At 73.5% G+C, this 20,966-nt stretch carries 17 protein-coding genes, 1 tRNA gene, 1 pseudogene and 1 riboswitch; of the genes and pseudogenes, 15 read left to right on the top strand and 4 right to left on the bottom strand.

Features of this window, described 5'->3' with window-relative positions; all coding sequences use genetic code 11:
* The first annotated feature begins 198 nt into the window (after positions 1 to 198).
* The 5 genes from KCH_RS14165 (at position 199) to KCH_RS46030 (ending at position 6,314) form a co-directional block, all read left to right on the top strand.
* Complete coding sequence (locus tag KCH_RS14165; RefSeq protein ID WP_035863131.1) at positions 199 to 1,275, top strand: IS110 family RNA-guided transposase; 1,077 nt, start codon at positions 199 to 201, stop codon at positions 1,273 to 1,275.
* 102 nt (positions 1,276 to 1,377) lie between these two features.
* Positions 1,378 to 2,643, top strand: coding sequence for a S8 family serine peptidase (locus KCH_RS14160; protein WP_167574053.1), 1,266 nt, complete (start codon positions 1,378 to 1,380; stop codon positions 2,641 to 2,643).
* A gap of 192 nt (positions 2,644 to 2,835) precedes the next feature.
* Positions 2,836 to 4,320 (top strand): S8 family serine peptidase, encoded by a 1,485-nt coding sequence (locus tag KCH_RS14155; protein WP_244305328.1) that lies wholly within the window; start codon positions 2,836 to 2,838, stop codon positions 4,318 to 4,320.
* A 127-nt stretch (positions 4,321 to 4,447) separates the two neighbouring features.
* Positions 4,448 to 4,777 carry a hypothetical protein gene (locus KCH_RS14150; RefSeq protein WP_035863129.1) on the top strand — a complete coding sequence of 110 codons (330 nt, stop codon included), beginning with the start codon at positions 4,448 to 4,450 and terminating at the stop codon, positions 4,775 to 4,777.
* 1 nt (position 4,778) lies between these two features.
* Positions 4,779 to 6,314: a PPE domain-containing protein gene (locus KCH_RS46030; protein WP_051653069.1), complete on the top strand. Its 1,536-nt coding sequence runs from the start codon at positions 4,779 to 4,781 to the stop codon at positions 6,312 to 6,314.
* 170 nt (positions 6,315 to 6,484) lie between these two features.
* Here the strand turns inward: KCH_RS46030 and KCH_RS14140 are convergent.
* Positions 6,485 to 6,556, bottom strand: a tRNA-Cys gene (locus KCH_RS14140).
* Positions 6,557 to 6,833: 277 nt separating this feature from the next.
* Positions 6,834 to 6,900: riboswitch (guanidine-III (ykkC-III) riboswitch) on the top strand.
* A 33-nt stretch (positions 6,901 to 6,933) separates the two neighbouring features.
* Here KCH_RS14140 and KCH_RS14135 point away from each other — a divergent pair.
* Both KCH_RS14135 and KCH_RS14130 read left to right on the top strand, forming a co-directional pair.
* Positions 6,934 to 7,248, top strand: coding sequence for a DMT family transporter (locus KCH_RS14135; protein ID WP_035863126.1), 315 nt, complete (start codon positions 6,934 to 6,936; stop codon positions 7,246 to 7,248).
* Positions 7,249 to 7,338: 90 nt separating this feature from the next.
* Positions 7,339 to 8,787, top strand: a complete 1,449-nt coding sequence (locus KCH_RS14130; RefSeq protein ID WP_035863125.1) for an MFS transporter — start codon at positions 7,339 to 7,341, stop codon at positions 8,785 to 8,787.
* A 145-nt stretch (positions 8,788 to 8,932) separates the two neighbouring features.
* Here the strand turns inward: KCH_RS14130 and KCH_RS39615 are convergent.
* A pseudogene (locus KCH_RS39615) lies at positions 8,933 to 10,159 on the bottom strand (polysaccharide deacetylase family protein); the annotation flags it as partial.
* Positions 10,160 to 10,444: 285 nt separating this feature from the next.
* Between KCH_RS39615 and KCH_RS44420 the strand changes: the two are divergent.
* Positions 10,445 to 11,320, top strand: a complete 876-nt coding sequence (locus tag KCH_RS44420; RefSeq protein ID WP_063750148.1) for a hypothetical protein — start codon at positions 10,445 to 10,447, stop codon at positions 11,318 to 11,320.
* Positions 11,317 to 13,674, top strand: coding sequence for a class F sortase (locus tag KCH_RS43325; protein WP_063750147.1), 2,358 nt, complete (start codon positions 11,317 to 11,319; stop codon positions 13,672 to 13,674). The genes KCH_RS44420 and KCH_RS43325 overlap by 4 nt, the downstream gene beginning before the upstream one ends.
* Positions 13,675 to 13,711: 37 nt before the next feature.
* Here the strand turns inward: KCH_RS43325 and KCH_RS14115 are convergent, their stop codons facing one another.
* Positions 13,712 to 14,212: an SsgA family sporulation/cell division regulator gene (locus KCH_RS14115; RefSeq protein ID WP_035863123.1), complete on the bottom strand. Its 501-nt coding sequence runs from the start codon at positions 14,210 to 14,212 to the stop codon at positions 13,712 to 13,714.
* 253 nt (positions 14,213 to 14,465) lie between these two features.
* Here KCH_RS14115 and KCH_RS37295 point away from each other — a divergent pair, with 253 nt between their 5' ends.
* The 6 genes from KCH_RS37295 (at position 14,466) to KCH_RS14085 (ending at position 20,325) form a co-directional block, all read left to right on the top strand.
* The gene (locus tag KCH_RS37295; protein ID WP_051653068.1) at positions 14,466 to 15,542 is read left to right on the top strand and encodes a sigma-70 family RNA polymerase sigma factor; all 1,077 of its coding nucleotides are present in this window, start codon (positions 14,466 to 14,468) and stop codon (positions 15,540 to 15,542) included.
* 184 nt (positions 15,543 to 15,726) lie between these two features.
* Complete coding sequence (locus KCH_RS14105) at positions 15,727 to 17,550, top strand: DEAD/DEAH box helicase (RefSeq protein ID WP_035863119.1); 1,824 nt, start codon at positions 15,727 to 15,729, stop codon at positions 17,548 to 17,550.
* Between the two features lie 206 nt (positions 17,551 to 17,756).
* Entirely contained in the window at positions 17,757 to 17,993 is a 237-nt protein-coding gene (locus KCH_RS14100; protein ID WP_035863114.1) for a TM2 domain-containing protein, read from the top strand.
* 2 nt (positions 17,994 to 17,995) lie between these two features.
* The gene (locus tag KCH_RS14095; protein ID WP_084223602.1) at positions 17,996 to 18,451 is read left to right on the top strand and encodes a DUF2752 domain-containing protein; all 456 of its coding nucleotides are present in this window, start codon (positions 17,996 to 17,998) and stop codon (positions 18,449 to 18,451) included.
* A gap of 353 nt (positions 18,452 to 18,804) precedes the next feature.
* Positions 18,805 to 19,455: an IclR family transcriptional regulator gene (locus KCH_RS14090; protein WP_035863111.1), complete on the top strand. Its 651-nt coding sequence runs from the start codon at positions 18,805 to 18,807 to the stop codon at positions 19,453 to 19,455.
* A 63-nt stretch (positions 19,456 to 19,518) separates the two neighbouring features.
* Positions 19,519 to 20,325: a S16 family serine protease gene (locus tag KCH_RS14085; protein WP_244305327.1), complete on the top strand. Its 807-nt coding sequence runs from the start codon at positions 19,519 to 19,521 to the stop codon at positions 20,323 to 20,325.
* Positions 20,326 to 20,388: 63 nt separating this feature from the next.
* Here the strand turns inward: KCH_RS14085 and KCH_RS14080 are convergent.
* Positions 20,389 to 20,966, bottom strand: a 578-nt coding sequence (locus KCH_RS14080; RefSeq protein WP_051653066.1) for an IclR family transcriptional regulator domain-containing protein, incomplete at its 5' end; no start/stop codon positions are given.

The following is a 20,966-nucleotide window of genomic DNA, read 5'->3' as shown; positions in this document are numbered from 1 at the left end:
CTGACTCTCCGCCTGACTGACGTCTTGACTGTCCTTTTTGGGATTTGTCGGCCCGTCGGGCATCACCACGCACGCGGCCGGACGGGCGCTTGTGACTTCATAGGAGCTTGGTCCAGAAGCCCCGTCACTGTCTTGTCCACCCGCCCGACCGGCGCGTGCCGCCCTCGGAACGGACTCGCAAGGACGGACACGACCAGCATGACGCATGACGCCCGGGAGATCACCGGCGGAGTCGATACCCACGGCCTGACCCATCACGCGGCGGTGATCGACCCCATCGGCCGACACCTGGCCGACCGGGAGTTCCCCGCCACCGTCCGCGGCTACCGGGACCTGCTGAACTGGATGCGCTCGCACGGCATCCCGAGCGCGGTCGGGGTGGAGGGCACCGGCGCCTACGGGGCCGAACTCGCCCGGGTCCTGACGGCCGCCGGCGTCACGGTCGTCGACGTCGACCGGCCCGACCGCAAGACCCGACGAACGAAGGGCAAGTCCGACCCGATCGACGCCTACGCCGCCGCCACGGCGGTGCTGTCCGGGCGGGCCACCGGCGTCCCCAAGAGCCGCGACGGCCTGGTCGAGGCCGTGCGGGTCGTGCGGGTCGCCCGCCGAAGCGCGGTCAAGGCCCGCACCCAGGCCATGAACCAGATCCGCGGCCTGCTCGTCGCCGCGCCGGCCGCGCTGCGCGAGCAGGTCGCCGGCCTGCAACGGGCAGAACTCATACGGACGCTGGCCCGGCTGCGGCCCGGCGACGACCTCTCGGGCCCGCTCGCGGCGACCCGGGCGGCACTGCGGCGCCTCGCACGCCGCCACCGGGCGATGGACGAGGAGATCACCGGGCTCGACACGGAGATCGGCCCGCTGGTCAAGAAGGCCGCTCCGGCCCTGCTGGAGATGTTCGGCGTCGGCCCCGAGACCGCCGGCCAGCTCCTGGCCTCCGCCGGGGACAACCCCGAACGGATGCGCTCCGAGGCGGCGTTCGCCCACCTCGCGGGAGTCGCACCGATCCCCGCTTCCTCGGGCCGCACCCACCGCCACCGCCTCAACCGGGGCGGCGACCGGGCCGCGAACAACGCCCTGCACACCATCGTGCTGACCCGCATGCGCTTCGACGCACGCACCCGCGCCTACGTCGAACGCCGCACCAAGGAAGGCCTGTCCAAGAAGGACATCATGCGCTGCCTCAAGCGATTCGTCGCCCGCGAGGTCTATCGCGCCCTGACCAGCACGCCAACCCCACAAATCACTCAAACCGACCTGGCTCCTGCGGCTTGACAGCCATAGGAGCATCCCCGACCCCCGGCCGCCCCCCACCCGCTACGATCCGATGGGCCCGGCCGCCGGGGGCGCGCGGGGAGTCGACGCGGGGGGATGTCGATGAGGTTGCGTGGGGTGCTGCGGATCTGCGGCGCCATGATTCTGGCGGGCGCGACGCTGTTCACCGGCGCGCCGCCGTCCGCGGCGGACCAGGTCCGGAACGACCAGTGGGCGAACTCGTACTTCGGCCTGGAGAAGGTCCGCTCGATCGGCCGGGGCGCCGGAGTGACCGTCGCCGTCATCGACACCGGCGTGGACGCCTCGCACCAGGACCTCGCCGGTTCGGTGCTGGAGGGCTACGACCCGAGCGGCCAGGGCCTCAGCACGAAGCCGACCGAGGCACACGGCACCAAGATGGCGAGCCTGATCGCCGGCCACGGGCACGGGACGGACGGCGTGCTCGGACTCGCTCCCGACGCGAAAATCCTCCCGATCTACAAGGACGGCGCGGGCGGCGCCGACGCCGTCCCCAAAGGCATCCGCTGGGCCGTCGACCACGGCGCCAAGGTCGTCAACATCTCGCTGGGCAGCCCGGACGCGGCCGGCTCCGACCCCGCGCTGACCGACGCGGTCGCGTACGCCGTGCAGCACGACGTGCTCATCGTCGGCCCGACCGGCAACAGCGGCCTCGGCTCGGTGGAGAGCCCGGCCAACGAACCCGGCGTGCTCGCGGTCGGTGCGATCGACCGCACCGGGCGGATCTGGGCCCAGTCGAACTACGGGGCGCAGACGCTGATCTCCGCGCCCGGTGTGCGCATCGTCAGCGCCGGCGCCTGTGCGGGCAGCCAGTACTGCATCGGCGACGGCACGTCCGACGCGACCGCCTACGTCTCGGGCACCGCCGCCCTGGTGCGGGCGAAGTACCCGAAACTGACCGCCGGTCAGGTGGCCGAGCGGCTGGTCAAGTCGGCCAAGGCACCCGCCGCACTGAAGGGCGGGAAGCTCCCGGACCCGCACTACGGGTACGGAATCCTCTCGCCGTACGACGCGCTCACGAAGGACATCCCCGCCGGCCCGGCGCAGGGCCCGCTCGCGGCAGTCGCCGACCCGACGACGCCGCCGGACACCGATCCCGCGCAGGCCGCCCTGCCCCTGCAGCAGCATCCGTCCGGACCGGCGCCGGCGCTGATCCTGGCCGTTGCGGGCGGGGCGGTGATCCTGCTGCTGGTCGTGACCGTGCTGGTGATGGCCAGGTCCCGCCGCCGCGCCGCACCCGCTGTCCCCCCGCCCGGGTGGCCGCCGGTCCAGCAGCCGCGGTACGGCCCGCCCGGGCCGTACGGGCAGCAGCCGGGCCACCCCCAGCAGCACTGGCACGGAGGCAGGTGACGGTGGAACGCGCAGAAGGCCCGACACGTCAAGGAGTTGGAGGGCGGCGACGCCGACCGGACCTGCCCGGACCGCGGGTGGGGGCGGGGCGGATACAGGGCGGTTCGGCAGTCCGAACCGGTGGGAACAGCGCGATCGGGTCATGTGCAGGTGAATATCGGAGCACCCGTCACGGGGTCTGCGCGGGGAGCCATGACGGACGATACGATCGGCTCGTCCCGCGTTCCGGGGGCGTTGCGAGAACGAACGGGCTGTCAATCGACTGACGGGGTACTGATGACGCTGACCAAGGCGATGCGTGTGCTCGGCGCGACAACAGTGGCGGGGGCGTTGCTGTTCACGGCCGCCCCGGTGGCCTCGGCGGACCAGGTTCGTGACGGGCAGTGGGCGAACTCGTACTTCGACCTCAAGAAGGTGTGGTCGGTCAGCAAGGGCGACGGCGTGATCGTCGCAGTGATCGACTCGGGAGTGGACGCCTCGCACCCGGACCTCGAGGGTTCCGTGCTGCCGGGTTACGACCAGAGCGGCCAGGGACTCAACACGAAGCCCACCGACTTCCACGGCACGAACATGGCCAGCCTCATCGCCGGCCACGGCCATGGCGACGGAGAGGGCGTGGTCGGGCTGGCCCCGGGCGCGAAGATCCTCCCCATCTACAAGAAGTCGGCCGACGGCTCCAGCGAGACCGCGAACGGCATCCGTTGGGCGGTCGACCACAACGCCAAGGTCGTGAACATCTCGCTCGGCGGGTCGAAGGCGCCGAAGTCGGACCCCGAGTTGACCAAGGCCGTCGCCTACGCCGCCCAGCACGACGTGCTGATCGTCGCGTCGTCAGGTAACAGCGGTCTCGGTACGGTCGACAGCCCGGCCAACGAACCCGGCGTCCTCGCGGTCGGGGCCACGGACAAGAACGACGCCAGTTGGTCCAAGTCCGACTACGGTCCCGAGGTGCTGATCTCCGCACCGGGCGTGCAGATCGTCTCCGCCGGCGGCCCGCCCGGCAGCCCGTACTACATCGCCGACGGAACCTCCGGTTCCACCGCCTACGTCGCGGCGGCCGCGGCTCTGGTCCGGGCGAAGTTCCCGAAGCTGACGGCCGGTCAAGTGGCCAACCGGCTCATCAAGTCGGCGAGCGTTCCCGCCGGACTCAAGGGTGGGAAGGTGCCGGACCCGCACTACGGCTACGGGATTCTCTCGCCCTACGACGCACTGACTAAGGACATCCCCGCGGGTCCGGCGCAGGGGCCGCTCGCCGCCGTGGCCGGAACGGGCTCCACCTCCTCGCCGACGGCCGGAGGCGACTCCGCCGGTGGGGCCGCACCGGGCGACACGCTGCCGACACTCCCCAGCGCGTCCCGTGACGATGCGTCAGGTACGAGCGCCGGCGTCATGATCGGCGTCGTCGGGGCCGGTATCGCTGTCCTGGTGATCGTCATCATCGTCGTCGTGGTGGCCAGGAACCGGCGCCGGCCGGCCCCGATGCCCGTCCAGCCGCAACAGCAGCCGCCGTACGGCACGGCGCCGAACTGGCCGTCGGCGCAACAGCAGTTCGGCGGGCAGGCGCCGGCACCCGGGTACCCGCCGCAGTACGGGAACCAGGCCCCGCCGCCCGGCTACCCGCCGCAGAACCCGTACCAGAACCCCTACGGTCCTGACGGCGGACAATCCCAGCGCTGACGGTGTATGGGTGTAGGCACAGTGTTAGCGATACGATTGACCGCTCCGACTAACTGAACCTTGGCGCAGGTTGGTTGGGTGCGCGAACGGGGAAGCATTCGACACTCCAGGGGGAGGAGAGGGCCACGTGGCCGACGGATTCCGCGTCAACACAGACGAGCTGGAGGCAGTCGTGAAACGACTGCGGCAGATCCAGCAGAACATGGCTCAGACAGCAGACAAGAGCAGTCACGGTACTGCGCTTGCCGAGTCCGACTTCGGCGCGAACTTCAGCCATGCCACCACGCTGTACCAGGCACACTCGCGGGTTCAGCTCTGGCTCAAGGACACGATCAACGGGCTGAACGGGCTGATCAACGAGTTCGGGGACAAGACCCACACGGCCAACAGCGCCTACAAGGGTCAGGAAGCCGAGAACGAGGCCACCATGGTGAAGTACCAGCAGGAGTTGGGCTGACATGGCAGACCGGATTCACGAGTTCGAGCAGCAGGCACTGATCCCCCTCAAGGGGATGGTGTCGAACGCCCGCCCCGAGAACCTCACCTCTGCCGCAGAGCACTGGGGTATGGCCAGCACCGATCTGCAGTCCGCCGCGGCGGAACTCCAGCAGGCCGTCGAGCACGCCATGTCGAACTGGGACGGTGCCGCGGCCCAGGGCTTCGCGGCCAAGGCCGCGCAGATCCAGACCAGCCTCTCCAACACGGCTGAGCACGCTGCCAAGACATCCTCGGCGATGCACCTCGCGGCGAACGCCCTGCGGGCGACCAAGGACCAGATGTCGCAGATCAGCGTGCCCAGTCACCTGGACAGCGGCCTGAAGTTCATCGGTGACCTCGGAGACCGGTCGGACGCGCAGTTCAAGGCCGACCTGGCGGCCGGCATGGACCGTTTCTCGGCGGTCAACAAGAACTACGACGAGCTGTCCGCCACGGAGATCCAGCACCAGTACGCCATCGGAACGATGGAGTACCTGGCGCCCTACTACGAGCAGGCCGCGGCCCAGATGCCCGCGCCGGACGACGGGCAGGGGCAGTGGGAGGGCGGCCAGCCCTACCCGCCCAAGCCGGACGACCCGGGTGGCAAGGGCAGCATTCCGCCGGTGTCGCCGCCGCCCCCCATGTTGCCGCCCAAGTTGCCGCCGCAGCAGACGAATCCGCCCGGGTTCGTGCCGGGGCATCAGCCGACGGTGCCGACGCCGGGGGTTCCGCAGCCGACGGATCCGGGGCAGCACAAGGAGACGATTTACCCGGGGATCGATCCGGTGCGGCCGGTGACGCCTCCGTCGACCGGGCTTGACGGGTGGAAGCCGCCGGAGACCGGTGGCGGGCTGCCCGGGGTGCCCGGGGGCGGGTTGCCGGGCGGGGTGGGAACCCTGCCCGGGCCCGGGACCGGCGGTGGCGGGATCGGTGGCGGTGGCATCGGTGGCGGCGGCATCGTGCCGGGCATCGGTGGCGGTGGCTACATTCCCGGCGGCGGGTCCGGCGGCGGTCGTACCGGCGGTCTCGGGACGGGTGGTCTCGGTACCGGCGGCGGCAGCGGCACGGGCAAGGCCGGCGGTGCCGGCGGAGTCGGTGGCGCGGGCAAGGTCGGCGGCGCCGGGGCCGGTGGTGCCGGTACCGGTGCCGGCGCCGCGGGCGGCCGCGGCGCGACGGGCGCCGGCGGCATGGGCGGCATGCACGGTGGCGGCATGGGTGGCGCCGGTGGCGCGAAGGGCGGCGGTGCCAAGGGTGGCAGCGGCCTGGTGCGCAAGGCCGGTGGCACGATCGGCGGCGCCAAGGCCGGCGGCGCCGGCGGCCGGGCCTTCACCGAGGGCGGTTCGGGCATCGGCAAGGGCCGGGGCGCCGGACAGGGCGGCGCGGCCGGCATGCACGGCGCGCCGGGCTCCGGTGGCGCCAACCGGAAGAAGAAGAACGAGGGTCACCGTCCCGACTACCTGACCGAGGACGAGGAGACCTGGCGCGGTGGCACGGCGAACCCGCCGGTCATCGAGTAGCGGGCACACGGTACGGCGGGCGCCGGTGGAGGTCCTGAGGGACCGGCACCGGCGCCCGTCGCCTTTTCCGGGCGTCCCGGCGGTACGGGAAGGAAAAGCCCGGTGGAAAATGGCAGCGGAATTCACCGGGCGCCGTGGTGCGGAAATGGCGGCCGGTGAATTCCGGAAAGAGACCGTGACGGGAATCGAACCCGTGTAAACCGTTTTGCAGACGGTTCCCTGAACCACTCGGGCACACGGTCGTGAGAGGGTGCGCGCAGGCGTCAACGAGCCTGTCGGCGCGGGGGGTTGCGGTCAGGCGCAACAGGAGAGGGAACACCGGCAGCCGGGACAGGGGGCACAGGTGCGGGGCGCTGCGAGGGCCACCGTCTTCCTGTTCATCGCCTTCTCCTGCCGTCCGTGGGGCTGCTCCGGTTCGTTCCGGTGAATTCACTATAGCGGGCGGCTTCGGTGCGGCGTCAATAGATGGCGGTAATTCGGGGAGGAATTCCTGGGCCGGGGCTGTGCTACGGTCGGAAGCGAGGCGGGTGCTGGTGGCCCGTCCCGGACGAGGTGCGTCGTACCCGGTATGACAAGACGGCGCGGTAGGTGTTTCGACTACTGCGAGGAGTCCGTCGTCATGGCGTGGATGGTTCTGATCGTCGCCGGTGTGCTGGAGACCGTCTGGGCGGTGGCCCTGGAGTGCAGCCGGGGGTTCTCGAGGCTGGTGCCGAGCCTGGTGTTCGCGGTGGCGCTGGCGTTGTCCATGGGCGGGCTGGCGTACGCGATGCGGTCGATCCCGCTGGGGACGGGCTACGCGGTGTGGGTCGGCATCGGCGCGGTGGGCACGGCGCTGTACGGGATGGCGGCGATGGGGGACACGGTGAGCGCGGCCCGGGTCACCTGCCTGGTGCTGATCGTCGCCGGCGTGGTCGGCCTGAAGGCGCTCCACTGACGATCGGCCGAGGTCCTAGGCCTGGCGGGGTAGTCCCGTTCCGCCCCGAGGTCAGGATCAAAATGCCGTGACGGCACTTACCATATCGAGGTGACCACCACCTCCCAGGCCGAACCGGCAGCACCGCGACAGATACCCGACGACCACGACGACGGCACCTCAGGAGTGCTCGGCGGCCCCTGGCGGGCGCTGACCCTGGGCATCGTCTCGGTGGTGCTGCTGCTGGCCTTCGAGGCGACCGCGGTGAACACCGCGATGCCGACCGCCGCCCGGCAGCTCGACGGCATCGGCCTGTACGCGTTCGCGTTCTCCGCGTACTTCACCACCACGCTGCTGGCGATGGTGGTCTCCGGGCAGTGGTGCGACCGGCGCGGGCCGCTCGCGCCGCTGTTCAGCGGGATCGCGGTGTTCGCGGCCGGACTGGTGACGGCGGGCACCGCGGTGAACATGTGGATGTTCGTCGCGGGCCGGGCGGTGCAGGGCCTCGGCGGCGGGCTGGTGATCGTCGCGCTGTACGTGGTGGTCGGCCGGGCGTTCCCCGAGCGGCTCCGGCCGGCGGTGTTCGCGGCGTTCTCGGCGGCCTGGGTGCTGCCGTCGATCCTCGGCCCGGTGATCTCCGGCGCCGTCACCCAGCACCTCGGCTGGCGCTGGGTGTTCCTCGCGGTGCCGGTGCTGGTGCTGCTGCCGCTCGCGGTGATGGGCCCGGCGCTGCGCCGCTCGGAGCGCCGCCAGCCGCCGCTGCGCGCGCAGCCGTACGACTGGCGGCGGACCCGGGACGCGGCGATGGTCGCGGTCGGCGCGGCGCTGCTGCAGTACGCCGGCCAGCGGCTGGACGGCTGGGCGCTGCTGCCCGCGGCGGCCGGGGTGGCGCTGATCGGCCCGGCGGTGCTGCGCCTGCTGCCGAAGGGCACGCTGCGGGCGGCCCGCGGCCTGCCGACGGTGATCCTGCTGCGCGGGCTGGCGGCGGGCGCGTTCTTCGCGTCCGAGCTGTTCATCCCGCTGATGATGCAGACCCAGCGCGGCCTGTCGGTGACGATGGCCGGTCTGACGCTGGCCCCGGGCGGACTGTCCTGGGCGCTCGGGTCGTGGCTGCAGGGCCGGCCGGGCGCGGAGCGGTACCGGGAGGCGATGATCCGCTACGGGTTCGTGCTGACCGCGGTGGCGATCGGCGGGGCGGCGCTGGTGCTGTTCGCGTTGGTGCCGGTGTGGGTGACGGCGGTGGCCTGGGCGGTCGGCGGGGTCGGCATGGGCCTGGCGATCGCCAGCATCAGCGTGCTGATGATGCGGCTGTCGGCGCCGGAGGAGACCGGGGAGAACTCGGCGGCGCTTCAGTTGAGCGACGCGCTGGGCAACGTGCTGCTGACCGGCCTGGCGGGCGTGCTGTTCGCGGCGCTGGGCGGCGGCGCGGTGAGCGCGGTGGCCCGGGACGCCTCGCTGCCGGCGGGGGCGTTCGCGGCGGTGTTCCTGACCATGCCGGCGGTGGCGCTGGTCGGCGCGGCGCTCTCCGGCCGGGCGGCGGTGGCCCGGCCGAAGAGCTGAGAGCAGAGAAGCAGAGAGCCGAGAGCCGAGAGCCGAGAGCAGAGAAGCTGAGGGCCGGGGAGCCGGGGCCCGTGTCACTTGCCGCCGGCGACCGGCGGGACGGACGGGCGGGCGGGGCGGAGGCCGCGGCGCCCGTCCCGCCGAGGTAGCTGTGCCAGCCCTCGGCGGGGGCCTGGCCGGGGGTGAGGGCCTGGAGCTTCTTGAGCACGGCCGGGTCCTGCACCTCCAGCCATTCGACGAGCTGGCGGAAGGAGACCATCCGGACCTCGGGCTTGTCGGCGATCGCCTTCAGGGTCTCCTCGACGGCGTTCATGTAGATGCCGCCGTTCCAGCCCTCGAAGTGGTTGCCGATGATGAACGGGGCCCGGTTGCCGTTGTAGGCGCGGTCGAAGCCGGCCAGGTAGGAGTCCCGGGCCTGGGTCTGCCAGAAGGCGCGGCGGCCGGGGTCGCCCTTGGTGTTGTCGCCGGACTGGTTGTACATGATGTTGTAGTCCATCGAGAGCACCTGGAAGGTGTGCCCGGGGAACGGGATGGACTGCAGCGGCATGTCCCAGAGCGCGCCGCCGGCGAACTTCTGCGGCCACATCTGCAGGCCGCCGGGGCCCGAACTGTCGTACTTCCAGCCGCGCTTGACCGCGGTGGGCAGCAGGCCGCGCTGGCCCTCCAGGCAGGGGGTGCGGCCGCCGATGAGTTCCTTGCGGTAGTCGAAGGGGAAGGCCGGGAGGTCGGTGAAGCCGGTGTTGGTCTTCCAGTTCATGACGAAGTCCATCGCCTGCTGGATCTCGCTGTCCCAGTCCTCGGGGGACCAGCGGCCGCCGCCGTTGGAGCCGCAGAAGTGCCCGTTGAAGTGGGTGCCGATCTCGTGGCCGTCCAGCCAGGCGGCGCTGATCTGCTCGACGGTGGCGCGGATGTGCTGGTCGCTCAGGTAGCCGATGTCGGAGGCGCCGACGGGGTGCTGCGGCGGGTGGTACATCGACTTCTTCGACTCGGGCAGGGTGTAGATGCCGGAGAGGAAGAAGGTCATGGCGGCGTTGTGGTCCTTGGCGAGCTGCCGGAACCGGCTGAACAGGCGGTCGTCGAGCTCGCCCGCGCCGTCCCAGGAGAACACCACGAACTGCGGGGGCTTCTGGCCGGGTTCGAGCGGTTCGGGGGTGGGCTGGTTGGGCTGCGGGCCGGTGTCGGAGGTGGAGCCGTCGCCGATCAGGGTGGCGGGGGGCCTGGGGACCGCGGCGCTGCCGTTCGAGGTGAGGCCGTCGGCCTGGGCGGGCGGGGCGGCGCCCCCGCTCCCGGAGGTGCTCGCGCAGCCGGCCGCGAGGGTGGCGGCGGTCGCCGCACCGGCGGCCAGCAGCGACCTGCGGGAGAGGGCGTCCATGTCTCACATCCGTTCACCAGGGAGTAAGGGGAAGGCACCGGCCGGAGGGGCGGTCCATCAGATGAAATGACTGATGCGTCGTCCGGGGGAGTCGGCCTCAGCATGGCACGGGCAGCCGCGCCACGCCGGTAAGCACGGCCCCGGGTACGGATGACCGGGGGACGCCGCAGCGGAAGGGTCACCTGTTCGGCGCACCGGGCCGGAGCGGCACCGGCGTCCGGCAGCTGACCTGGCGTCAGATGGCAGGACCGGATCGCACCCTGGACACGGAGGTCGCACCCGCCGATGTGGCAGTCGCTGCTGGACGCCTACCGGGACCGGATCGTCGACACCGGACGGGAGCCGCTGTTCCTGCTGCTGCTCGGCCTGGTGCTGTCCTTCCTGTTCATCCGGATCAGCACCCGCCTGATCCGCGCCCAGGTCCGCTGGTGGCCCGGCAACGTCACCCCCGGCGGGCTGCACATCCACCACGTGGTGTTCGGCCAGGCCCTGCTGCTGATCTGCGGCGTCGCCGCGTTCGCGCTGCGCGGCGACGGCGGCGCCTGGTGGAACCTGCTCGGCTTCGGGTTCGGCGTCGGCTGCGGGCTCGTGCTGGACGAGTTCGCGCTCGTCCTGCACCTCAAGGACGTCTACTGGTCCACCCAGGGCCGCACCTCGGTGGACGCCGTGATGCTTGCCGTCGCCACCATCGGGCTGCTGCTGCTCGGCGAACTCCCGCTCGGCGGCTTCGCCCGCCACCCCGACGGGGCCACCCTGGCCGGGGCCTGCGTGCTGCTCGCCCTGGTGGTGGTCAGCCTGCTCAAGGGCAAGACCTGGACCGGGCTGCTCGGCATCATGCTCTGGCCGCTCGCCGTGGTCGGCGCCCTCCGGCTGGCCCGGCCGCAGAGCCCGTGGGCCCGCTGGCGCTACCGCTCCCGGCCGCGCCGCCTGGCCCGCGCCGAGCGGCGCGAGGAACGCATCCACCGCCGCCTGGTCGCCGCCAAGACCGCCGCCTACGACCTGCTGGCCGGCACCCCCGACGCCGAGCCCGGACCCGTCGCGCCTGTGCCGGCGGCCCCGCCGCGCCCGAGCCGCCGCCCGCCGTCGAACCGCCGCCGCCCGCGCCCTGGCGGCTGCGCTGCGCCGCGTTCGCCCAGTGGTACCTGCGGATCGCCACGGTGATCGACCTGCTCGGCGCGCTGATCGCCCCGTTCCGCGCCCAGGTCGAACGGGTCGACCGCGGCGAGTACTTCACGCCCGCGCTGGTCACCTCCGGCTTCACCACCGCCCTGCTGGCCGGGCTGCTCGCCGTCATGCTGCGCCGCCGCAAGCGCGCCGCCTGGATCGCCGCGCTGGCCGTCGCCCTGGTGCACGCCGCGCTGTTCGCGCTGGCGCTGGCCTTCCCCGAGTTCCGCGCTCACCCGTTCAACTGGGTGTCCGCCGCGCTCACCCTCGCCCTGCTGCTGGCCCTGCTGCTCGGCCGCCCCGTCTTCCGGGTGCGCGGCGGACGCGGCAACCTGCCGCTGGCCGCCGCCGTGCTGGCCGCCGGCGGGGCGCTGCTCACCGGCCTCGGCGCGGTCGCCGTCCGGCTCGCGCACGCCGACGGCGAACCGTCCTGGGGCGAGGCCGCCCGGTACGGGCTGCTGCGGCTGGTCACCCTGTCCGGCGTCGTCCGGGTCGGCGACGTCGACGTGCCGCGCTGGATCGACCTGACCCTCAACCTGCTCGGCACCGCCCTGCTGCTGCTCACCCTGCGGATCCTGCTGCGCTCCCCGCGCGGCGGCGAACGGCAGAGCCCCGAGGAGGAGGCCGAGCTGCGCCGACTGCTGGAGCGCCACGGCGGACGGGACTCGCTCGGCTACTTCGCGCTGCGCCGCGACAAGTCGGTGTGCTTCTCCGCCAGCGGCAAGGCCGCCGTCGCCTACCGGGTGGTCAACGGCGTCGCGCTGGCCTCCGGCGACCCGGTCGGCGACCCGGAGGCCTGGCCGGGGGCGATCGAGGAGTGGCGTCGGCGGGCCCGCGCGCACGCCTGGATCCCCGCCGTCACCGGCGCCGGCGAGCAGGGCGGCACCGTGTACGCCCGGGTCGCCGGGCTGCGGGCGCTGCACCTCGGCGACGAGGCGGTGGTGGAGACCGCCGGGTTCACCCTCGACGGGCGGGAGATGCGCGGCCTGCGGCAGACCTGCAACCGGGTCGCCCGGGCCGGCTACCGGGTGGTGATCCGCCGTCACCGCGACCTGCCCGCCGAGGAGTTCGCCGACCTGGTCCGGCTCGCCGACGCCTGGCGGCACGGCCGCACCGAACGCGGCTTCTCGATGGCGCTCGGCCGGCTCGGCGACCCCGCCGACGGCGACTGCCTGCTCGCCGAGTGCCGCGACGAGGCCGGCCGGACCGCCGCCCTGCTGTCCTTCGTGCCCTGGGGCCCGGAGGGGCTGTCGCTGGACCTGATGCGGCGCGACCGCGAGTCCGACAACGGGCTGGTCGAGTACACCGTGGCGCGGCTGCTCGAACAGGCCCGGGACGGCGTCCTCCCGGTGCGGCGGGTGTCGCTGAACTTCGCGATGTTCCGCGAGGTCTTCGAGGAACGGCTCGGCGCCGGACCGGTGCTGCGGCTGTGGCGCGGCGTGCTCCGGTTCCTGTCGCGCTGGTGGCAGCTGGAGTCCCTGTACCGGGCCAACGCCCGCTACCGGCCGCACTGGGAACCCCGCTACGTGCTGTACGAGAAGGCCTCCGAACTGCCCGCGATCGGCCTCGCCAACGCGCTCGCCGAGGGCTTCCTGACCCGCCCCGGCTGCGCCGCGGCCGCCGGGCGGACCGATCCTGACGGGCCGTCACCCGCGCGGTGCGCCGGGCGTGCCGGGCCGGGCTGCGGTCGGTTGACTGGACGGGACGGGTCGGCGCGGGCGGAGGATGCGGTGGTCGAGCGGGCATGGGCCGGGGCGGCACTGGCCGCCGGGGCGATCGTGACGGGGGCGCTGCTGTTGCACGGCGGACTGGAGGGCGTGCTGCCCCCGGCCCCGGCCGCGGCGCAGGCGTACGACGGCACGCCGGTGGGGCCCGCGGTGCCGCCGCTGCCGCCGTCGCCGCCGGTCCGGGTCCGGATCCCCGCCCTGGGCGTGGACGCCCCCGTGGCCCGGCTCGGCCTGGACGGCGAGGGCCGCCTGCAGCCGCCGCCCGGGACGGACGGCAACCTGGCGGGCTGGTACCGCGACGGCGCGGCCCCCGGGTCGAGCGGCGCGGCCGTGCTGGCCGGGCACGTCGACACCGCGCACGGGCCGGCGGTGTTCTACCGGCTGGGCGCCCTGCACCGCGGCGACCTGGTGGAGGTCGCCCGGGCCGACCGGGCCACCGCCTGGTTCCAGGTGGACGGCGTGGAGGCCTACCCGAAGCGGGACTTCCCCGACGCCAAGGTGTACGCGGCCACCCCCGACGCCCAACTGCGGCTGATCACCTGCGGCGGCGGCTACACCCGCGAGGGCGGTTGGGACGGGAACGTGGTGGTGTACGCGCACCTGGTGCGCACCCTCCGCGCCTGACGGGCACCCGGCGGGCTGGCCGGGCGTCGCCGGGAGCTCAGGCCAGCAGCTGGGCGAGCGCCCGGTCGCAGTCCAGGTGCCGCAGCTCCTGGCCCTCCGGCACCGCCAGGTGGCTGCGCCACAGGAAGCGGCGCAGGTCGTTGCGGGCGAACTGGAGCAGCGCGACGCCCTCCGGGGAGCGCAGCTCGACCATGGTGCGCAGGCCGAACGCGGGCCGGATCCGGACGTCCCCCTCGCCGGCCGGCAGGTCCAGGCCGGCCGCGAGCAGCTGCCGGGCGAACACCCACTCGATCTCGGGCCCGGCCGGGCCCGCGGCGTCGACCGGATCGAACGGGTCGTGGGGGTCGCGCGGCGCGTTCGGGTCGTAGGGGTCGGGCTCGGCGGCGTCCAGGGCGTACTCGGCGGGGAAGGCCATCCGGACCGCCAGCGGGTCCGTGCAGCGGTAGCGCAGGGTGACCCGCAGCAGGGCGGAGCGGTGGGTGCCGAGGATCAGTCGGGCTTGGACGGTCTGTTCTACCGGCGCGGGCGCTGCGGACACGACGATTCCTCCGGGGGTGTGGGGGTGCGCGGGGTGCGACCGGTGTCGCCTCCCGTGAGTGAAGAGTCGGAAGGGGTGGGAGGAATTACACCGGTTTTGGGGTCCTTTCGAGTGATCTGCGCCACAGGCGGAGGGATCAACCGGGCAAATCGGACGGCAGATGTGGGGGTGTTGTGGGCATGCGGCCGATCGCCCGGGCAGGATCGAGGTCGGCCGGACCGCCGCCCGTCCGGCCGGGCCAGGGGAGGACAAGATGGCCGAGTCACCACTGCGGACGGCCGAGCGCCCACCGCTCGCCGCGTACACCGAGCTGTACCGCAGCCACCACCGCGGCCTGCTGCGCTACGCCGGCCGGCTGACCGGCGGCGACCACTGGCAGGCCGAGGACCTGGTCGCCGAGGCCCACCTGCGGGTGTGGCGGCGGCTCGCCGCCGGACAGCGGATCGACGACCCGCGCGCCTACCTGGCCACCACCGTCCGCCACCTGGCCACCGCGCCGGTCCGCGAGAAGGCCGCGCCGGACCTGCCCGGCGGCGCGACCGAGGACCACGCCGCCGGGGTCGCCGAGACCGACCGGATGCGCCGCCTGCTCGCCGAGCTGCCCGACCGGTGGGCGCACGCCCTCTGGCTGGCCGAGGTCGAGGGCCTGCCGCCCGCCGAGATCGGCGCCCGGCTCGGCGTGCGGCGCGGCGCCGCGGCCGTCCTGGTGCACCGCGCCCGCGAGGGCCTGCGGCTGGCCTACCTGCGGGCCTACCCCGGCACCCCGCGCGACCCCCGCTGCGCCGGCCACTGGCAGACGCTGGCCGGGCACGCCCGCGGCCGGGCCGGACGGCGCGCCGAGCAGCGGGTCGAACAGCACCTGCCGCACTGCGCGGACTGCCGCGGCCGGCTCACCGTGCTGCGCCGGGTCAACCTCGGCCTGGCCGGACTGGTCGGCAGCGCGATGGCGCTGCTCGCCGCGCTGATGCCGCCGCTGGCCGGCACCGCCGGGCTGCGCGGCGGAGAGCCCGGCTGCGAGGTCAGCACCCGGGTCACCGCGCAGGCCGGCGGCCGGTTCACCGCCTGGCTGACGGTCCGCAACACCTCCGACCGCCCGATCGGCGGCTGGACGCTGCGCTGGCCGCTGGGCGACGGCGAGCACCTGGTGGCGGGCCGGTCGGGCGCCGGGCGGGCCCAGGAGACGGCGGGCGCGGTGCTGCTCGGCGACGGGGCCGTGCTGCGGCCCGGCGCGAGCGCCGAGACCGGATTCACCGGCACTGCGGAGCGCCCGGCGGCCGCCCCCGCGGCGATCACGCTGAACGGCCTGCCGTGCCGCGTGAAGGTGCGGTGAGGGCCGAGCGGGGGGAGTGGGACGCGCGCCACAGGGGCGTGCCGTCGCCGCGGTCCGGGCCCCGGGAGGAGCTAGGCTGGGCGGGTTCCACGACCGCCCGCCGACCGCGGGAGACGGGCCTCGCACAGGCCCTGACCTGCGACGACCCCGTTCGGAGACCGTGACTACCGCCGCCTCCTCCGCGATGGCCCCGCTGTTCTCGCACGCCGACAGCACCCACCCGCGACCCACCGGAACCTCCGCCGCCGCGCACCTCTCCCCGGCCTTCCCCGGCCGCGCCCCCTGGGGCACCGCCGGCCGGCTCCGCGCCTGGCAGCAGGGCGCCCTGGACAAGTACATCGAGAAGCAGCCCCGGGACTTCCTGGCAGTCGCGACCCCGGGCGCCGGAAAGACCACCTTCGCCCTGACCCTGGCGTCCTACCTGCTGCACAACCACCTGGTGCAGCAGATCACCGTCGTCGCCCCCACCGAGCACCTGAAGAAGCAGTGGGCCGAGGCCGCCGCCCGGATAGGCATCCGGCTGGACCCGGCGTACTCCTCGGGTCCGCTGTCGAAGGACTACCACGGCATCGTGGTCACCTACGCGGGCGTCGGCGTCAACCCGATGCTGCACCGCAACCGCACCGAGGCCCGCAAGACACTGGTGATCATGGACGAGATCCACCACGCCGGCGACTCGAAGTCCTGGGGCGAGGCCTGCTTCGAGGCCTTCGAGCCCGCCACCCGCCGGCTGGCCCTCACCGGTACGCCGTTCCGCTCGGACACCAACCCGATCCCGTTCGTCGCCTACGAGGCGGGCAGCGACGGCATCCGCAAGTCGGTCGCCGACTACACCTACGGCTACGGGCACGCGCTCGCCGACCACGTCGTCCGGCCGGTGATCTTCCTCAGCTACTCCGGCAACATGCGCTGGCGCACCAAGTCCGGCGACGAGCTGGAGGCCCGGCTCGGCGAGCCGATGACCAAGGACCTGATCGCCCAGGCCTGGCGGACCGCGCTGTCCCCGCAGGGCGAGTGGATCCCCGCCGTGCTGCAGGCCGCCGACCGCCGGCTGACCGAGGTCCGCAAGGGCATCCCGGACGCCGGCGGCCTGGTCATCGCCACCGACCAGACGGTGGCCCGCGCCTACGCCAAGATGCTGCGCGAGATCACCGGCGAGAAGGTCACCCTGGTGCTCTCCGACGAGACCGAGGCGTCCAAGCGGATCTCCGACTACGCCGAGGGCACCTCGCGCTGGATGGTCGCCGTCCGCATGGTGTCCGAGGGCGTCGACGTGCCCCGGCTGTGCGTCGGCGTGTACGCCACCTCGATCTCCACCCCGCTGTTCTTCGCGCAGGCCGTCGGCCGCTTCGTCCGCGCCCGCAAGCGCGGCGAGACCGCCTCGGTGTTCCTGCCGACCATCCCGATGCTGCTCGGCTTCGCCAACGAGATGGAGCTGCAGCGCGACCACGTCCTGGACCGCCCCAAGAAGGAGGGCGAGGGGCTGTTCGACGAGGAGGACCGGCTGCTCGCCGAGGCCGAGAAGGCCAACGACGGGCCGGACACCGGCAGCGAGGAGTTCTCCTACGAGGCGCTGGGCAGCGAGGCGGTCTTCGACCGGGTGCTGTACAACGCCATGGAGTTCGGCATGCAGGCGCACCCGGGCAGCGAGGAGGAGGAGGACTACCTCGGCATCCCGGGCCTGCTCGAACCCGACCAGGTGCAGATGCTGCTGCAGAAACGTCAGCACCGGCAGATCCAGCGCTCCAAGGCCCGGCCCGCCGAGGAGGCCGACCTGATCGAACTGCCCGCCGAGCAGCGGCCGGTGGTCACCCATCAGGAACTGCGGGAGCTGCGCAAGGAGTTGAACACGCTGGTCGCCGCCTGGCACCACCGCACCAACCAGCCGCACGGCACCATCCACAACGAGCTGCGCCGCCAGTGCGGCGGGCCGCTCACCGCGCAGGCCACGGCCAATCAGCTGAAGGCGCGGATCGGCCGGATCCGCGAGTGGGCGACCCAGGGCTGACGGAGAGTCACGCCGGTCGCCGACGGGTCGTCGGATTGTTTCAAGGCTCGGCAAAGAAAGTGTGCAGACGGGAAGCCTGATCATCCGCTAATCTTCCGCATGCCGGTGCTGGGGGGCCATCACGCGTGGTGCACCTCGGCATGCGGAAGACCTGCCGATGCCGTCCCGTCCGACGCTCCGGCCCGCACCCCGAAGAGGAGCCCACGGTGGCGTACCCCAACCAGAACCCCGAGCTGTCCGACAAGTCCAAGATCGTCGCCGGCGTCCTGCAGATCCTGCTCGGCGGCCTCGGCATCGGCCGCTTCTACACCGGCCACGTCGGCATGGGCATCGCCCAGCTGCTGACCTGCGGCGGCTTCGGCGTCTGGGCCCTGATCGACGGCATCCTGTTCCTGGTCTCCGACGACCGCACCGACGCCCAGGGCCGCAAGCTGCGCGGCTGACCTTGCGCACCGAGGCGAACGGCCGGCGCCCCCGACCCGCGGACACCCGCGACGGGGGTGCCGGCCGTTCGCCGTTCGCGCCGCTGCGGCACCCCGCCGCCGCCCCGCTCGGCCTGCTCGCCGCCGGACTCGCCGGCGCCGGCTGGCTGTACTCCCGCGACCCGCACCTGTCCGGCCAGCTGCTGCCGTTCTGCCCCTGGCGCCGGGTGACGGGCCTCCAGTGTCCGGGCTGCGGCGGCACCCGGATGGCCTGGGACCTGCTGCACGGCGACCTGCTCGCCGCCTGGCACGACAACGCCGCGCTGCTGCTCGCCCTCCCGTTCGTCGCCGCCTGGTGGGCCGTCCGGCTGCGCCACGGACTGGCCGGCCGGCGCTGGAAGCTGCGGCTCGGCCCGCGCGGGGTCGCCGCGGTGCTCACCGCCGCCGTGCTCTGGACCGTCGGCCGCAACCTGTTCTGACGCCCCCGGCGGAGGGGACCGCTGTCCGGCTACCGGTCAGATATCGAACACCAGTCCGGTCGGGGCCGTGATTTTGCCGGGCTTGTCCGTTTTTTCATCGCGACTTTCCAACGATGTGGACCGGATTTTGAACAACCACTTCCCCAGCGCACCTCCTGTTCACTAGCGTCTCCCCAACTCGTCCGGGCCCCACCCATCGGCCCGGCCGGGAACCCGCGGAGCCCAGCGACCGGCGTACCTCGCCGAGGCCGGACTCCCACGCCGTCCACCCCTCTGGCGTGTGATCAATTCCGGTGCGCCCCACGGCAGTTGTGCCGTAGGGTCGGACTCGCCGCGGAAAGGACCTGGCGTTCGTGACTGCTGAGACCTCCCAGACCCTGGACAGGGGTGTCCGGGTACTGAAACTGCTCGCCGACTCCGAGCGCGGGCTGACGGTGACCGAGCTGGCCGCCCGGCTGGCCGTCAACCGCACGGTCGTGTACCGCCTGCTGGCCACCCTGGAACAGCACGGCCTGGTCCGCCGCGACATCGGCGGCCGCGCCCGGGTCGGCCTCGGCGTGCTCCGGCTCGCCCACCGGGTGCACCCGCTGCTGCGCGAGGCCGCGCTGCCCGCGCTGCGCTCGCTCGCCGAGGACCTCGGCGCCACCGCCCACCTCACCCTGGTCGACGGCAACGAGGCGCTCGCCGTCGCCGTGGTCGAACCGACCTGGACCGACTTCCACGTCGCCTACCGCACCGGCCTGCGCCACCCGCTCACCGAGAGCGCGGCCGGCCGCGCCATCCTGGAGTCCCGCGCCTTCCCCGGCCAGCGCCGCCCCGAACAGGGCTTCGTGATCACCCGCGCCGAGGAGCAGTCCGGCGCCAGCGGCGCCGCCGCCGCACTGATCGGCCTGAGCGGCATCGAGGGCAGCGTCGGCGTGGTGATGCTCAACGGACTGGTGCCCGAACGGGTCGGCCCGCGCGTGGTGGAGGCCGCCACCGAGGTCGCCGACGCGCTGCGCTGATCGGACGGCCCGGATCCGCGCGGCCGTCCCTGGCGGCCGCCCGGGTGTGTTTGGATGCCGGATGTGCCTTCCCTGAACCTGCCCCCGGCCCTGACCGCCCCGCGCAGCCGCGCCCTGGCCCTGTGCGCGCTGCCGGTGGTGGCCCTGTTCGCGGTGGCCGCGTTCGTGCCGCTGCCCTTCACCCTGGAGCAGCCCGGCGTCACCGCCGACACCCTCGGCGCGTACCAGGGCCGCCCGGTCATCACCATCACCGGGGCGCAGCAGCGCGCCACCGACGGCCAGTTGCGGGCGGTCACCATCACGGCCACCAACCCCGGCTACCGCAACTCGCTGTGGGACTCGCTGCGGGCCTGGGCCGACCCGAAGCAGGCCGTGGTGCCCACCGCCGAGGTCTACCCGCAGACCGACCCGGCCAAGGCCCAGGAAGTGACGACCCAGCAGATGACGGAGTCCCAGGACAACGCGGCGCTGGCCGCCCTGGGCTACCTGAAGCTCTCGCCGGAGCAGGTGAAGGTCAGCATCGACCTCGGCGACATCGGCGGCCCGAGCGCGGGCCAGATGCTGGCCCTGGGCATCGTCGACAAGCTCGCCGGCGACGGCCGGGGCGGCGACCTCACCGGCGGCCGCACCGTGGCCGGCACCGGCACGGTCGACCCGGACGGGCGGGTCGGCGCGGTCGGCGGCATCCCGCTGAAGACCCAGGCGGCGGCCCGCGACGGGGCCACCGTGTTCCTGCTGCCGCGCAGCGAGTGCGCGCAGGGCAAGGTCAACACCCCCGCCGGCCTGCAACTGGTGCCGGTGGACACGCTGTCCGACTCGATCGCCGCGCTCCAGGCGCTGCGCGACGGCGGCGCCGTCCCGCACTGCTGAGCCGGGCCCGGCGCCCCGTGGGCCGGGCCCCTTCCCCCGGAGTCTTCGGAGTCCTCGGCGTCCTCAGAGCCCGAACGCCGCCGTCACCAGGTCCTCGCCGACCCGGTCGCGGAGCTTCCCGGCCACCGCCGTCAACCGGTGCGCCTGGGAGAGCGGCAGGGCCACCGCGATCGCCGCGAGGTCGCTGCCCATCACGATCGGCACCGCCGCCGAGACCAGGCCCAGCTCGTACTCCTGGTACTGGGTGATCGGCGCGGCCCGCTGCGGCCCCGGCCCGGGCAGCAGCGGCAGGTGGGCCGGCTCGCGCAGGGTGTACGGGGTGAACGGCACCATCGGGTAGCGCTCCAGGTGCGAGCGCCGCTCCTCGGCGGACATCAGCGCCAGCAGGGTCTTGCCGCTGGCGTGGGCGTGCGCGCCGGCCCGGAAGCGCTCCGGGTCGGCGGTGGTGGTGCCGGGCGCGGCCCGGGCGGCGACCAGCTCGACCTCGCCGTCCTTGTACCGGGAGAAGTGCACGGCGGCCTTCAGCTCGTGGGACATCCGGCCGAGCAGCCCGTCCAGCCGGTTCCGGCCCGCCACCCGGCCGTCCGGGCAGTCGTCCCCGCTCAGCCCGGACACCGCCGGCCCGGTGCGGTACCGGCCCT

The organism is Kitasatospora cheerisanensis KCTC 2395 (genome assembly GCF_000696185.1).
Lineage (GTDB): Bacteria > Actinomycetota > Actinomycetes > Streptomycetales > Streptomycetaceae > Kitasatospora > Kitasatospora cheerisanensis.
Note: the sequence above shows the minus strand (reverse complement) of the source record. Positions and strands in the feature narration are given on the sequence as shown.

Coding starts and splice junctions, on each gene's coding strand:
- KCH_RS46030 (WP_051653069.1), top strand. CDS start 4,779: ATGGCAGACCGGATTCACGAGTTCGAGCAGCAGGCACTGATCCCCCTC.
- KCH_RS14165 (WP_035863131.1), top strand. CDS start 199: ATGACGCATGACGCCCGGGAGATCACCGGCGGAGTCGATACCCACGGC.
- KCH_RS14105 (WP_035863119.1), top strand. CDS start 15,727: ATGGCCCCGCTGTTCTCGCACGCCGACAGCACCCACCCGCGACCCACC.
- KCH_RS14135 (WP_035863126.1), top strand. CDS start 6,934: ATGGCGTGGATGGTTCTGATCGTCGCCGGTGTGCTGGAGACCGTCTGG.
- KCH_RS14155 (WP_244305328.1), top strand. CDS start 2,836: ATGACGGACGATACGATCGGCTCGTCCCGCGTTCCGGGGGCGTTGCGA.
- KCH_RS44420 (WP_063750148.1), top strand. CDS start 10,445: ATGTGGCAGTCGCTGCTGGACGCCTACCGGGACCGGATCGTCGACACC.
- KCH_RS14160 (WP_167574053.1), top strand. CDS start 1,378: ATGAGGTTGCGTGGGGTGCTGCGGATCTGCGGCGCCATGATTCTGGCG.
- KCH_RS37295 (WP_051653068.1), top strand. CDS start 14,466: ATGGCCGAGTCACCACTGCGGACGGCCGAGCGCCCACCGCTCGCCGCG.